Source organism: Chryseobacterium daecheongense (assembly GCA_027920525.1).
Lineage (GTDB): Bacteria > Bacteroidota > Bacteroidia > Flavobacteriales > Weeksellaceae > Chryseobacterium > Chryseobacterium proteolyticum.
Map to the genome: position 1 here is coordinate 871,556 of CP115858.1, position 14,667 is coordinate 886,222.

The following is a 14,667-nucleotide window of genomic DNA, read 5'->3' on the forward strand; positions in this document are numbered from 1 at the left end:
TACGAATTTTGAATCATTAAATAAACAGTATGAAAATGAATACAATACAATTAGGAAATCAGGGATTGAAAGTTCCTGTTATAGGTTTAGGATGTATGGGCATGACAGGTTTTGAAGATGGAAATATGTATGGTGAAGCAGATGAGAAGGAAGCTATTGCGACCATTCACAGATCATTGGAGCTAGGAGGTAATTTTCTTGATACAGCAGATCTTTACGGTCCGTTTAAAAATGAGCAGCTTATTGCCAAAGCTACGGAAAACAATCGGGACCAATATATTATCGCTACCAAATTTGGCTGGGAAATCAATGACCAGGATAAGGTTACCTGGGCCATCAACGGAAAGAAGGATTATGTAAAGAAATCAGTAGAACGTTCATTAAAAAACTTAAAGACTGATTATATTGATCTTTATTATATGCATCGGCTGGATAAAAACACACCTATAGAGGAAACTGTAGGAGCAATGAGCGACCTGGTAAAAGAAGGAAAAGTGAAATACATCGGCTTATCGGAAGTATCTTCAGAAACCATCAAAAGAGCCCATATTGTTCATCCCATTACAGCTGTACAAAGTGAATATTCATTGTTTGAGCGTACAGTAGAAGAAAGAGGAGTGATTACAACATTACAAGAACTGAAAATAGGGTTTGTGCCTTATTCTCCGCTGGGACGCGGTTTTTTATCCGGACAAATCCGTTCCATTGATGACTTGCCTGAAAATGACTTCCGACGCGCAATCCCACGTTTTCAGGAACAACATTTTTATAAAAATATTAAACTGGTAGAAGCCATCGAGTCTATGGCAAAAGAGAAGAACATTACATCTTCCCAACTGGCATTAGCATGGATTATCAGTAAAGGCTTTGTCCCGATTCCAGGAACAAAACGCAGAAAATATCTGGAACAGAATATTGATGCTGTTCATATTCAGCTTACAGAAGAGGAAATTTTAAAACTGGAAAGCATTATTCCTTTAGGCACTGATACGGGAGCTCAATATGATGAATTCAGTATGGGACTGTTAGATTAATTGTTACATTTGTTTTATGAATGCTATTCAGTCGGTTTCAGCTTTTCATCGCCTATTATCCTTACCGGAACCTAAACATCCGTTGGTAAGTGTTATTAATCTTTCCCATTCTATATTTCTGGAAGATGAAATATGGAAAGGTTTTGTGAACAGATTTTACTGTGTTGCATTGAAAAGAGAAGCAAAAGGCAAGATCAAATATGGTCAGCAGCATTATGACTATGATAAAGGAGTATTAAGCTTTACTGCACCTAACCAGGTACAGTATTTAGACTTGCAAAATATGGAATGCGGATCAGGTTACTTATTGATCGTTCATCCTGATTTTTTATTGAAACATCCTTTGGCATCTTCGATTACGGGTTATGGTTTTTTCTTCTATGCGGTAAATGAAGCTTTACATTTATCGGAAGATGAGGAAGATGATCTGATTGCAATACTCAAAAAAATAGATAAAGAATGTCAGCATATCGATCGTCATACCCAGGAGATTATTTTATCTCAGATTGATCTTTTGCTTAATTATTCCAATCGTTTTTATGAACGGCAGTTTATTACCCGCAAAAACAGCAATCATCAGCTCCTAACAAAATTCGAGCGTTTTCTGAATGATTATTTTGATCATGAACAATCTGTAGATAAGGGTTTGTTAACCGTTCAGCTTATTGCTGAAGCAATGAACCTATCTCCTAATTATCTCAGTGATCTGTTAAGAATTCATACAGGGCAGAATACCCAACAACATATTCATGAAAAATTAATAGCAAAGGCCAAAGAAAAACTGTCGACCACTAATTTATCTGTGAGTGAAATTGCCTATGCATTAGGCTTTGAACATCCTCAGTCTTTCAGCACTCTATTTAAAAAGAAAACAAAAATGGCTCCGATGGAGTTCAGAACTTCCTTCGGAATAAAATAATACCTAAATTTTTATAAAAAAAAATCCTCAATTAAAATTGAGGATTCTTTGTTGTATTAATCATATTATTTCATTGCTTTCTTATTCAGAGCAGTGTCTGCGATACTGGTAAGGAGTTCATCGCATTTTTTCTCTTCTTCCAATGTCTTCAATAAAATTTTCAGACATTTGGTTTGCTTCAGAACCTTAGCATAAGCTGCTAACGTACCATAGGTAGCAATTTCATAATGTTCTACTTTCTGTGATGCCGCAATAATTCCGGCATCACGTACAGAACCTGGTTGTGTTTCTTCCATAATACTTTTCCCTTCATCCAGCAATCCCTGCATGGCATCACATTTTTTTGCCTGAGCTTTCTTGCCCAAAGCAGCAAAACATTCTTCCAATCTTTTTACATGGTTTTCGGTTTCAGCCAGGTGACTTGATATCGCTTTCTTCAGGCCTTTATCTTCAGCATTTTTTTCCATTTTCGGAAGAGCTTTCGTTAATGCTTTTTCAGCCCAGTAAATATCCTTAAGCCCATCTTCAAACAGATCCTTGAGTTCCTTTGCCGCATCCTTTTTAGCGGGAACCTTTCTTGCCGGAGTTTTTACCGCGGCTGTTTTTTTAGCCGGGGTTGATGCCGATCTGGCTCTTGAAGACGTTGCCGTTTTTTTTCCTGGTGTTTTTGTACTCGTTGCCATATTAATATTTTTTGTGGTTTATGCATTAACTGGTTACAATAATAAAGCCAAACGCAACAACGAAACCTCAAATTATTTAAATACTTAACATTACTTTAACTTAAAAATGAAATATTGAATAAAAATAAATAGAATTAAATACGCAATTACTAATTCTAATTATGACTATGATCATAAAAATAACAGTTGCTGAATCTTTATATTCGAAATAAATGAAAAGACATTAAGCATCACTAAAATGTATGTCTTCCAATCCACTATTATTATGAAAAAGAATCTTTTTGACAAATTCGCAGATAAAGCTGTTTATTTTACTGGTAGTGCCGCTGCATTTATCACAGCAACAATCCTCGTTATTGCCTGGGCTTCCGTAGGACCTATATTTAATTTTTCGGAAGTCTGGCAGATGGTTATCAATACCGGAACCACAATAATTACTTTTCTCATGGTTTTCCTTATCCAAAAAGCACAAAATAAGGACTCAAAAGCCATACAGATTAAACTTAACGAGCTAATTGCTGCTCATGAACACGCCAGTAACCGGATCGTAGATATTGAAGATCTTACAGAAGATGAACTGGACCAGCTTCATAAATTCTATGAAAAGCTGGGAAAACTACCTAAAAAAGAAGCTTCTTCCACCCATTCAATATCAATAGATGAGCAATCAAAATCTGCCTGTAATCAGCGGTATAAATAAAACTGTTATTTATCTGTATTCCTCTTTGGATAGAGTATTAAACGGATAGAAGGGTTATTGGTAATAAACAACCGAAGCCAATCAAAAGCAAGACGGACCTTACTTCCAAATCCTACCAAAGGAATGATATGAATAAATAACCACGTAAGCCATGCTATAAAACCTTTAAAAGAAAATTTTGGGAGGTCTACTACCGCATTGTATTTAGAAATAATTGCCATGCTTCCTTTGTCATTGTACTCGAAAGGTTTCAAAGGTTTACCTTGTGCAATATATTTAAAGTTATCAGCTAAGTTATGCGCTTGCTGTATGGCTACCTGCGCCAGTTGAGGATGCCCGTTTGGATATTTTTTTTCCGTGAGCTGAAGACAAATGTCACCTACAGCGTAAATATTTCTCATTCCTTCCACTTCATTATATCCGTCTACCAGTATTCTTCTTCCACGACCGATAGCTTCTTTGGGAATACCGGGAACTTCCCGGCCTATGACACCGGATGTCCAGATCAGGGTCTCGGTTTCAATGGATCTTCCATCAGAAAGGATTACTTTATTGTCAATATAATCTTTCACAGAGACGTTCAGAATAATTTTTACCCCTAATTTTTTCAGTGTCTCATAAGAAGTTTTCTGGGCCATTTCGCTCATCGGGGAAAGAAGGGTAGGAAGGGCATCAATAAGATACAGGTTGGAAAGACCCAGTTTAATTTCAGGATATTCTTTTTCAGCAATATATTTTCCCATTTCTGCCAGCATCCCAGCAAGTTCCACTCCTGTGGGTCCACCTCCGGCAATAACAATATTCTGAAGACGACCTGCTGCTTTCATATCCTTATTTCTTGCCGCTTCTTCCAGGGTCAGAAGCATATGATTTCGAAGATAAAGAGCTTCAGTAATACTTTTCATAGGAAGTGCACACCTCTGAACATTTTCCATTCCGAAAAAATTAGATTCGGTTCCTAAAGCAAGAACGAGATAATCATAGCTTAAATTTCCGGTATCAGTTTCTACGGTTTTGGTTTCTGAAACCACTTTAATTAGATTTCCCATGTGAAACCGTACATTTCGGAACTTTGAAATCATTCTCCTGAAAGGATAACTGATATTTGAAGCCTGAATAAAAGAAGTGGCTACCTGGTAGATGAGAGGAGGAAAGAAATGGTAATTATTTTTATCAATCAATGTGATCTCAAACCGTTCGTCATTTTTAAGTGATTTGATGAGATTAATCCCAGCAAATCCTCCGCCTACAATGATGATGTGCTTTTTCATACTTACTATTTTGAGTGGTTACAGTAAGAGTCCAATAATAAGACCAAAAAAAATTAAAGTTCATAAATGCACAATGTTTGCTTGCTTTACTATAACCCAACATAAAAAGTACAATATGAAAACAGACATTCTAACAGAAAAGCACAAATTAGGATTAGGAGGAGTAGCTATAGGAACTGCTTTTGCTGACATTACGGATGAAGAAGCACACCAAGTCCTGCAAAAGGCCTGGGACCTGGGCATACGGTATTATGATACCTCACCCTGGTACGGATTGACAAAAAGCGAAAGAAGATTTGGACAGTTTTTACAGGGTAAGGATAGAGATGACTTTGTTTTCTCTACAAAAGTAGGCAGATTATTTAAGGAAGTCCCTAAATCTGAGGTCCCACCCACCATGTGGAAGAATCCATTAAATTATGACTTCCGGCATGATTATACAGCAGATGCTATAAAAAGGTCAATCGATGAAAGCCTTGAAAGATCAGGGCTCGACCATATTGATATTGTATACATCCATGACCTTTCTGAAGATCAGGTCGGTGACCGGTATCCTTACTTTCTGAAACAGGCAAAGGAAGGAGCTTTTAAAGTACTTTCAGAGTTAAGGGAACAAGGAATTATAAAAGCCTGGGGAATGGGTGTTAATAAAATAGAGCCTATTTTGGACTGCATTGAAGCTGCTGACCCAGACATCTGCCTTTCTGCTACCCAATATTCTATTTTAGAACATGAAGATGCCGTAGACAGATTACTTCCGGCCGTAAAAAAAGCTGGGGTAAAACTGGTTTCCGGAGCCGGTTATAATTCAGGATTTATTGCGGGGAGAAACCGCTATAATTATAAAGATGTCATTCCCAAAGGGATGACAGAAAAAAGAGACCGGATTGCAGAAATAGCAAAAAAATACAACACAGACATTGTACATGCAGCCCTGCAATTTGTTTTGGCGGCTGATGAATTTGCGGCCATTATTCCCGGAGCCAGTCAGCCGGATCAGGTGCATGACAATGTAGAAGGACTGAATGCTGTAATTCCTCCTGATTTCTGGAATGAGATAAAATCTGAGGGATTGATTTATGAAAAAGCTCAGATCCCAGATTACAGGTAGAATTTTAATATTATTAAACAGAAGCCTCTCATTGTGAGAGGCTTTTATTTGATGGCTTATACTCCGGCTGCTTTTTTCAACAATTCAACCGCTTCTGTCAATTGATTCTCATTCAAAGAAGCAAACCCAAACCGGCAGGCATTCAACAGGGCGTTTTTTCCGGTACAATAAACAGTCCCGGAAACAACCAAACCATCTTTATGTGCTTTCTTCAATATATCCGACAATTTAAATTCAGAATTAAATCTAAGCCATAATGCCATTCCTCCCGTTGGTTTTGTAAAAGTAACAACATCAGTCAATTCTTTACTGATCAATTCTGAAACCAGATCACATCGTTGGGCATACAAACGGTTGGATCTCTGAATATGACGGGCTAGATCACCATTGTTAATGAGTCCGGCTGCTGCCTCTTCAATAATAGCATCACCCCTGATATCAATAAGTTTTCTAAGCTTACGGGCAGCTTCTAAAAAATCGGCTGTAGCCACCATATATCCAAGGCGGAAAGGAGTCCCAAGAACTTTTGTAAGAGAACCTATATAAATAACTCTTCCATTATGATCCCCACTGGCCAGAGGAAGATAAGGGTCATATTTAAACTGAAAATCATAATCGTAATCGTCTTCAATAACTGCAATATCATATGATTTAATCAATTTCAGCATATGTTGTCTTCTTTCTACACTCATCGTCACTGTAGTAGGATGATGATGATGAGGGATAATGTAGATCATTTTAATATCATTTTTCTGCAGAACCTCCTCAACCGATCGTGTGCACATTCCTTCATTATCTACGGGTACGCGGATAAGCTCGGCCCCTAATTTTTCAAAAACAAGATTTGCGATAAAGTAGCTAGGGTCGCTTACAATTACTTTATCACCTGGCTTTATAATAAGCGAAGCAGCAATATAAATTGCCATTTGCGCACCACGTGTGGTAAAAATATTTTCTATCTCCATATCCAATCCTCGGGTATGCTTCAGGAAAGTAGATAATGCAATAGAAAGATTGGAGTTTTCTGATATCCTATGCCTCAAAACAGCTTTATATGTAATTTCATCCAATGCCTTTTTAAACTGTTTGGTTATGGTTGTAACCGGTAAAAGTGAAATATCCGGTAAACCATCATCGATAATTATCCTGCTGTTTTCAACAGAGAGAACAGGATTTAAGATCATTTCGAAACGTTCAAAGTTGATTGCTCCTTTATGCGCAAAGGCACTTATTTTATTTTTTTTATAAGATCTGGGTTTAATCCGGGGCAAATCATAAGATATCCTATATCCTTTCCTCGGCAGATTATCCACCCAATCTTCTGATACCAGAACATCATAAGCTGCAGTAATTGTCTTTCGATGAAGCTGAAGATCAAATGCAAGACCTCTGGTACTTGGCAACAGGGTTCCGGGAAGGAGCTTTCCTTCCTGAATTAATGAAATAAGCTGGGCTGCAATCTGTCGATACAGAGGTTCAGTTGTATCCGCATTAATGAGAATCAGATTCTTATAAGGAAGCATAATCTGGAATTTACTACTACAAATATAAATAATCTGGACTACCAAATTAAATAAATCTGGCCCCGATTACCACCTTTCCTGCGGTCTAATTTTGTATCATTAAAACAAATAAAACAATTGAAGTTAAACTACTTGTATTAATTAAAATTTAGTTATGAAAAAGAGACTCGCATTACAGAAATACCTGCCACAGGCTTATCAATTGATGAAAGAAATGGACGACCTTATTAAAAAAGGCATAGACCCTCTTCATTTTGAATTAATCAAGATCCGCGGTTCACAATTAAACGGTTGTGCATATTGCCTTAATAAACATATTACTGATGCTGTTCAATATGGAGAAAATCCACAGCGGATTTACGTATTGAGTGCCTGGCATGAGGCTAAAAACTGGTTTACTACTGAAGAACAAATTATTTTACAGCTTACTGAAGAGATTACATTAATAGGCTCTCATGGAATAAGCGATAGCGTATATGACAAAGCTGTAGAAACTTTCGGAGAAGAAAAAACAGCTCATTTGATATTAGCCGCTATCAGCATCAATAGCTGGAACCGTATTGGTGTTGGTCTTCAGATGCACCCCGTACAATACAAAAATCAATAAATAATGGAAGTAAAAGAAGCAAAAACAAGAGCAGACATAGAATTTTGCAAAGAAGTAATTCTTCAGTTCCGTACGAATCTGAAGGAAGATAATTATGTTGATCAGATTATAGAAATGATGAATGAGGAAGGTTTTAAACTACATTATATCCCCAACGATACCAATACAAAAGCTGTAGCATTTATTGGCTACCGCCCGCTACAAATGCTGAGGACCGGTAAGATTATTTATATAGATGATCTGTTCACTTCTTCTGAATGTCGTAGTAAAGGATTTGCAGGTTTGTTATTGGATCACGTAACCAAAGAAGCGGAAACAACAGGAATACAGTCTGTTCATCTGGATAGTGGTTATATGCTCCATGACGCACACCGTTTATATCTTAATAAAGGCTATGTCCTTGCCTGTAATCATTTTGCAAAAAAGATTTCTTAACTGATGTAAAAAATCAATCTGACAAACGGAAATCTATCACTCAATCTAACTATCTAAAAATCAATAAAATAAAAATGATCAGTTATCAAATAGAAGAAAAAATAAGCACTGAAGAGTTTACCGATATTCTCCTCACTTCAACCCTTGGCGAAAGAAGACCTGTAAATAACTCCAGAAGAATCAATGGAATGCTGGAACATGCAAACCTCATTGTAACAGCGCGTGATCAGGGAAAGCTGGTAGGAATTGCCAGATCATTAACAGATTTCGTTTACTGCACTTATCTATCAGATCTTGCCGTGGATAAAGCATACCAGAAAACAGGCATCGGAAAAGAACTTATCCGTTTAACTAAAAAAGAAACTCCCGAAGCAAAACTTATCTTGCTGGCAGCTCCAAAAGCGATACATTATTATCCTAAGATTGGAATGGTACAGTGGGAACAATGCTACATTCTGGATGATATTGATGCTCTTAAATAATAAGTTGAATTCATCACCTCTTTTGTGATTAACTAAATAAACAAACATATTATTTTATCATTATAGATAAGGCAATATTTTCGTTTTAACAATTCCCCATCTATCTTTTGGGTTAAGTAGAAGTAGACTAAAGAAAAAAAAGGTTCTTTAATGTTAATATATCCTAATGTTCTTTTCATATTTCTTTTTTTGAGGTAACTTAGTATATATAATAAAAAACACCTGAAATGAACACCCCAAACGCAAAATCTGTACAACAAATCACTATTGATGGAAAATCTTATACTTATAGCTCTTTAAGAAACCTGCCGGGAGGTGTGGATCATCTTCCGTTCAGTATCCGTATTCTTCTAGAAAATGTTTTAAGGAATTATGACGGTTTTGGTATTACAGACGAACATATCAATACCTTACTGCAATGGACACCTGCTCCTAATGATAAGGATATCCCTTTTAAACCCGCTAGGATCCTGATGCAGGATTTCACGGGAGTACCGGCAGTAGTAGATATGGCTTCTTTAAGGGCAGAATTTGTGAGGCAGGGAAAAAACGGACAAAAGATCAACCCAGCTATTCCGGTAGATTTGGTTATCGACCATTCCGTTCAGGTAGACTATTTCGGAACCGATTATTCTTATGACCGGAATGTAGAACTGGAGTTTGAAAGGAATAAGGAACGGTATGAAGTCCTGAAATGGGCACAACACGGGTTGAATAATTTTACCGTAGTTCCTCCCGGAATGGGAATATGTCATCAGGTTAACCTGGAATATTTAGCAAAAGGGGTGATCAGCAGAGACGGATGGCTCTTTCCTGATACATTGGTAGGAACAGACTCACATACGCCAATGGTAAACGGAATCGGGGTTATCGCCTGGGGTGTTGGTGGGATAGAAGCGGAAGCAGCTATGCTGGGACAGCCTATTTTCTTTACCTGTCCTGAGGTAGTAGGTTTAAAACTGACAGGAAGAATTCCTGATCATTGTACTGCTACCGATATGGTTCTTTCAATCACAAAGATCCTTAGAAACCAGGGAGTAGTTGGGAAATTTGTGGAAGTCTTTGGTGAAGGGCTGGATCATTTAACGGTTACCGACCGCGCTACCATTTCTAATATGTCTCCGGAATTCGGATGTACGGTTACTTATTTCCCTATCGACTCACGTACTTTGGAATATATGCATGCTACCAACCGTTCTCCGGAACAGATCAAAATTGTTGAGGAATACTGCAAAGAAAATCTTTTATGGAGAACCGGAACAGAAGAAATTAAATATTCATCCGTCGCAGAACTTGATCTGTCGACCCTTGAACCAACGGTATCCGGGCCTAAACGTCCTCAGGATAAAATTTTAGTTAAAGATCTTAGCCAGAGATTTTCTGAAGTTTTAAAAGACGAGCATCATCGTAATTACGAACCAATTTCCAAAAGAACAGAATATGCCTGGTTAGCGGACGGAGGTTCGGGAACGGAATTTACGTTTGGAAAAGTTCCTATTGAAGGAGAACTTCATTCGGAAGTTATTCAGGACTCTTTACGAACTGTAAGGATCAAACAAAATAATTCTGAATTTGTCTTAAGTGACGGAAGCATTGTTATTGCAGCGATTACCAGTTGCACCAACACATCAAACCCTGCTGTTATGGTAGGAGCAGGACTTTTAGCCCGAAATGCTATAGAAAAAGGACTTCGAACAAAATCATGGGTTAAGACATCTCTGGCACCAGGTTCCAAAGTCGTTACAAAATACCTTGAAAGATCCGGACTTAATACAGATCTGGAGGCACTTCGCTTTCATACAGTCGGCTATGGCTGTACCTCATGTATCGGAAATTCAGGACCACTTCCACCTGCTATTGCAACAGCAGTTGATAACGGCGAGCTGGTAGTAGCTTCGGTACTTTCCGGAAACAGGAATTTTGAGGCAAGAGTGCATCCGCAGGTTAAGATGAATTTTCTCATGTCACCAATGTTGGTTGTTGCCTATGCTTTGGTTGGACATGTTGATATCAATTTAATTACAGACCCTCTGGACTATGATCCGAATGGACAACCTGTCTATTTAAAAGACATCTGGCCTTCACGCGAAGAGATCCAAAGAACGATCAATGAGTGTATGAAACAGGAAGATTTTGAAGACGTTTATAATGTAATCTTTGATGGTTCAGAAGACTGGCAGGATCTTGAAGTTAACCTGGATCAGAATTTCGAATGGAACAAAAGCTCAACCTATATCAAAGAAGCTCCTTTTTTTGAAAATATCAAGGCTCAGCCGGATCCTGTAACCGATATAAAAAATGCAAAAGTGCTGCTGTATCTCGGAGACTCTGTAACCACCGATCACATTTCACCGGCGGGATCTTTTAAAGAAGACTCTGCGGCAGGAAGTTATCTGAAAGCCAATAATGTAAACAAAGAAGATTTTAATTCTTATGGTTCCAGAAGAGGAAATCATGAAGTGATGATGCGCGGAACTTTTGCCAACGTAAGGATAAAAAATAAAATAGCTGACAGAGAGGGTGGATACAGTCGTTATTTACCTACAGGAGAAGTTAAAACGGTTTTTGATACGGCGATGCAATACCAAAAAGACCATACACCACTGATTATTTTAGCGGGTAAAGAATATGGATCAGGATCCTCCCGTGACTGGGCTGCAAAAGGAACTTTCCTGTTAGGTGTAAAAGCGGTGATCGCTGAAAGCTTTGAACGTATCCATAGAAGCAATCTGGTTGGAATGGGTGTGGCACCATTGGTTTTCAATGATGGAGAAAATGCAGCCTCTTTAGGATTGGACGGAACGGAAACGTATACCATCACCGGTTTAGAGGAAAATCTGGTTCCGCATAAAATGCTTAATGTAAAAGCTGTACATCCTTCAGGAAAAGAAACAGTATTCACCGTTAAGGCAAGATTAGATTCGGCAATAGAAATTGAATATTATAAAAACCAGGGAATATTACAGTACGTTTTACGGGATTATTTAAAAAATAATTAATCTCCGGAATCCGGACTATACGATGGAATGAAAACAAGTGCAGGCATCTTATTATTTAAAAAAGAAAATAACCATCTGTTTTATTTTCTGGTTCATCCGGGAGGCCCCTTCTGGAAGAATAAAGATAAAGGTGCCTGGTCCATTCCCAAAGGAGAAATAGAACAGGGGGAAGATCCCCTGGAACGGGCCCGCATAGAATTTAAAGAGGAAACCGGACAATCTATAGAAGGAGAATTCATAGGACTGACTCCCATCCGGCAGAAAGGAGGTAAAACAGTGCATGCCTGGGCAATAGAAACAGATATTGAAACGACACAGCTTTTCAGCAATTCTTTACAAATAGAATGGCCGCCAAGATCAGGAAAACGTATGGAAATACCGGAGGTAGACCAATGGGAATGGTTCGATTCAGAAGAAGCAAAAATACGTATTAATCCAGCGCAGGTGTTGTTCCTTTCAGAACTGGAGGAACTGTTGCAAAAGTAAGATTACAATTCTTTAATCAATCGAAAAGTAAGGTTGATCCGGGGTTGCATAGGCTTGGTTGATTTCGCAATTCTATGTTCCCAGTTAACCTGCAAATTACCTTTCATGATCAACAGCGATCCATGCGAAAGAGGGAGGCTGTATTTTAAATGATGATCATCCACTTTACGGAAATCAAAATTTCTGACCTGTCCAAGACTCAGAGAAGCGATTACAGGCCGGTTCCCCAACTCACTGTCTCTGTCCCTGTGCCACGCAACGGAATCATTGCCATTTCTGTACAGGTTCAGTAATACCGAATTGAATGTATATCCGGTTGTCTGTTCCAAACGCTGTTTCAATGCCAGTAATTCAGGGGACCATGGATTAACCACAACACGGGTACCACTTAGCTGATAAGATTTGCCTTCGTCTCCATACCAAGCGGTCAGGCGTGGCGTCAAAACTTCTTTGTCATACATTTTCTGAGTCGTCTGGATCCATGGGGTAGTTTCCATTAAAAACTCCTGAAGCTCTTTTGCTTCCTGTTGTGATAGGAAATGATCCGTATATTCCAATAACTCTTTAGGAAACTGGTAATATTCTTCTGCATCAAATAAGCTAAGCTGGTCCATTGTAAGAAATTAAAAAAATATCCTTCACCGGTAAATAATCCGGTAAAGGATATTTTAATATTTTAAATTTTAATCAAGAGGCTTTCTGCCTGAAATAATATTATAAAGAACGACAATAATGGCAATAACCAATAAAACATGAACTAAATATCCGGTACTTATTCCGGGTATAACGTTTAGCATTCCTAAAAGCCAAACAACAATACAAATAACTGCGACTAACCATAATAAACTTCTCATAACTGTATATTTTAAGTGATTTATTTTATTAAAGCATACCTTATGCCTTTTGTTATTCAATTTTTATCCTGAATTCAGAACCTCAATACGTTTCTTTCGTTGGTTACTCCTCTTTTCTAAAACTTACAACCTGATATTCACCATCCGAACAAAACTTTTTACAACTTTCATCATCAAATTTATCAGGAGCTTTCAGAAAAGCCTCAATGTGTTTTTGACTTTCTTCCGTATTAGCTGGGGTAATAATGATATGATAATCCTTCAATACCGTCTCATCAGCTTTTTTTAAAGATTCTTTTTTATGCTGAACTGCTTCGTTGTACTCCATATTGCTTTTTTATTACTTTTCAAAGATAAGTCTGCCCTCAAACGGCTCACTCCAACTGATAAAAATACGGTCGTTCAGTCTTCTTATCATAGCCTGTATAACCTCGTAACTTCCATCTTCATTTCTTTTCTCTACAGTAAGATTCGAGCCTTCCCCAATTTCTGTTTTTTTGTATTCAACCTGATATCGTCCGTCATCAGTTGGTACAAAATCTTCTTTATGTAAATTTCGATGTGCCATGATATAAAGTATAAGAATTCGGTTTATATAAAGAATAAATTATGCCATTTTTTACAAATATGTTATTTTTTTTCACTTTTAACATACAACACAGCAATCAATCCCATTATCAATAGCATATCTGCAGGATTTCATATATTTTGATAATCAATCATTTATAAGGTAATTCAACTTAAAATGGATTTCTTTTATCATCACTACAATCCTGATACCTTTTGATTAAGATTTTTGATATCTTTCCGCAATTCCAGAAACATATCTTTTACACTTTGGGTGTGGTCTTCATTTTCAAATTCCCGGATCGAAATTCCACAGGCATATTCCCAAACCTCCAGTAAATCACTCAAAATAATATCATAAGGCTCATAAAATGGATTGTCAGCCGCTATATGAAGTGCATTTTCTTTTCTGGATTTAAATCTTTTATAAGTAATTCCATCATTTAACGTTACGAAGATGTATGTTTTATCAGGCTTCAGGTCTTCTGTTTTTTCAATGTATTTTCCGACAATATAAGAACCATCTTTAAAAGGCGGCATCGAATCTCCTTCTACAGGAAAAGCCCTGTATTTTCCATTTGTAAGAAAGGGTAGGGAGATATTCTGGAGGCTTTCAATGTACCCTGGATCGGTATATCCGGACAGGTATCCCATCGATGCTTTCTGAGGAATAATTTCAATGCTGTTATTTCCTGATTGATCAACTACGACAGGAAGCACAATTCTGTTATCGGGAAGATTAATAATATCATTTAATGGATATTTCTTAAGATCTATCGTTACCATCAGATCGATACTTACCCTGTAATACCTGGACATCTTAATCAATAGCTCTATCGGAGGTTGCGAAGCGCCATCTTCATACTTCGCATACCGTCCGCGCGTGATTGATAAGTTATCTGCTACGGATTGTTGAGATAATTTCAATTGATCTCTCAAATACCTTATGTTTTCTGCTAAAATTGACATTGCTATAAATTATATCAACAAATATAA

Annotated in this window: 17 protein-coding genes; 9 read left to right on the forward strand and 8 right to left on the reverse strand. The window is 37.5% G+C overall.

Going from position 1 to position 14,667, the window contains the following annotated elements; genetic code table 11:
• Positions 1-29: 29 nt before the first annotated feature.
• Together PFY10_03665 and PFY10_03670 are read left to right on the forward strand one after the other, a co-directional pair.
• Complete coding sequence (locus tag PFY10_03665) at positions 30-1,034, forward strand: aldo/keto reductase (protein ID WBV57541.1); 1,005 nt, start codon at positions 30-32, stop codon at positions 1,032-1,034.
• Positions 1,035-1,050: 16 nt separating this feature from the next.
• Positions 1,051-1,953, forward strand: coding sequence for a helix-turn-helix transcriptional regulator (locus PFY10_03670; GenBank protein WBV57542.1), 903 nt, complete (start codon positions 1,051-1,053; stop codon positions 1,951-1,953).
• Between the two features lie 65 nt (positions 1,954-2,018).
• On the opposite strand, the gene PFY10_03675 is transcribed toward PFY10_03670, so the two are convergent.
• Positions 2,019-2,636, reverse strand: a complete 618-nt coding sequence (locus tag PFY10_03675; GenBank protein WBV57543.1) for a DUF892 family protein — start codon at positions 2,634-2,636, stop codon at positions 2,019-2,021.
• Between the two features lie 265 nt (positions 2,637-2,901).
• Between PFY10_03675 and PFY10_03680 the strand changes: the two genes are divergently transcribed.
• Positions 2,902-3,336, forward strand: a complete 435-nt coding sequence (locus tag PFY10_03680; GenBank protein ID WBV57544.1) for a low affinity iron permease family protein — start codon at positions 2,902-2,904, stop codon at positions 3,334-3,336.
• Positions 3,337-3,341: 5 nt separating this feature from the next.
• On the opposite strand, the gene PFY10_03685 is transcribed toward PFY10_03680, so the two are convergent.
• Positions 3,342-4,607 carry an NAD(P)/FAD-dependent oxidoreductase gene (locus tag PFY10_03685; GenBank protein ID WBV57545.1) on the reverse strand — a complete coding sequence of 422 codons (1,266 nt, stop codon included), beginning with the start codon at positions 4,605-4,607 and terminating at the stop codon, positions 3,342-3,344.
• Between the two features lie 115 nt (positions 4,608-4,722).
• Here PFY10_03685 and PFY10_03690 point away from each other — a divergent pair, with 115 nt between their 5' ends.
• On the forward strand, positions 4,723-5,718 hold the full coding sequence (locus PFY10_03690; GenBank protein ID WBV57546.1) for an aldo/keto reductase: 996 nt from the start codon (positions 4,723-4,725) through the stop codon (positions 5,716-5,718).
• Positions 5,719-5,774: 56 nt separating this feature from the next.
• On the opposite strand, the gene PFY10_03695 is transcribed toward PFY10_03690, so the two are convergent.
• Positions 5,775-7,241, reverse strand: coding sequence for a PLP-dependent aminotransferase family protein (locus PFY10_03695; GenBank protein WBV57547.1), 1,467 nt, complete (start codon positions 7,239-7,241; stop codon positions 5,775-5,777).
• Positions 7,242-7,395: 154 nt separating this feature from the next.
• On the opposite strand from PFY10_03695, the gene PFY10_03700 reads away from it, so the two are divergent.
• The 5 genes from PFY10_03700 to PFY10_03720 all read left to right on the forward strand — a co-directional run bounded on the left by PFY10_03700 (position 7,396) and on the right by PFY10_03720 (position 12,250).
• Entirely contained in the window at positions 7,396-7,848 is a 453-nt protein-coding gene (locus tag PFY10_03700) for a carboxymuconolactone decarboxylase family protein (GenBank protein ID WBV57548.1), read from the forward strand.
• 3 nt (positions 7,849-7,851) lie between these two features.
• Entirely contained in the window at positions 7,852-8,283 is a 432-nt protein-coding gene (locus PFY10_03705) for a GNAT family N-acetyltransferase (GenBank protein WBV57549.1), read from the forward strand.
• 74 nt (positions 8,284-8,357) lie between these two features.
• Positions 8,358-8,765 (forward strand): GNAT family N-acetyltransferase, encoded by a 408-nt coding sequence (locus PFY10_03710; protein ID WBV57550.1) that lies wholly within the window; start codon positions 8,358-8,360, stop codon positions 8,763-8,765.
• Between the two features lie 227 nt (positions 8,766-8,992).
• Positions 8,993-11,764, forward strand: a complete 2,772-nt coding sequence (gene acnA, locus PFY10_03715; protein WBV57551.1) for an aconitate hydratase AcnA — start codon at positions 8,993-8,995, stop codon at positions 11,762-11,764.
• Between the two features lie 27 nt (positions 11,765-11,791).
• Positions 11,792-12,250 (forward strand): NUDIX domain-containing protein, encoded by a 459-nt coding sequence (locus tag PFY10_03720; protein WBV57552.1) that lies wholly within the window; start codon positions 11,792-11,794, stop codon positions 12,248-12,250.
• Between the two features lie 2 nt (positions 12,251-12,252).
• Here PFY10_03720 and PFY10_03725 read toward each other — a convergent pair whose 3' ends face one another.
• The 5 genes from PFY10_03725 to PFY10_03745 form a co-directional block, all read right to left on the reverse strand.
• Positions 12,253-12,864, reverse strand: coding sequence for an alpha-ketoglutarate-dependent dioxygenase AlkB (locus tag PFY10_03725; GenBank protein ID WBV57553.1), 612 nt, complete (start codon positions 12,862-12,864; stop codon positions 12,253-12,255).
• A 69-nt stretch (positions 12,865-12,933) separates the two neighbouring features.
• A complete protein-coding gene (locus PFY10_03730) occupies positions 12,934-13,104 on the reverse strand; it encodes a lmo0937 family membrane protein (protein ID WBV57554.1) in 171 nt (56 codons plus the stop codon).
• 103 nt (positions 13,105-13,207) lie between these two features.
• Positions 13,208-13,432 carry a hypothetical protein gene (locus tag PFY10_03735; protein WBV57555.1) on the reverse strand — a complete coding sequence of 75 codons (225 nt, stop codon included), beginning with the start codon at positions 13,430-13,432 and terminating at the stop codon, positions 13,208-13,210.
• Positions 13,433-13,444: 12 nt separating this feature from the next.
• Positions 13,445-13,672 (reverse strand): glutathione synthase, encoded by a 228-nt coding sequence (locus PFY10_03740; protein WBV57556.1) that lies wholly within the window; start codon positions 13,670-13,672, stop codon positions 13,445-13,447.
• A 197-nt stretch (positions 13,673-13,869) separates the two neighbouring features.
• Positions 13,870-14,640, reverse strand: coding sequence for a LexA family transcriptional regulator (locus PFY10_03745; protein WBV57557.1), 771 nt, complete (start codon positions 14,638-14,640; stop codon positions 13,870-13,872).
• Positions 14,641-14,667: the final 27 nt, after the last annotated feature.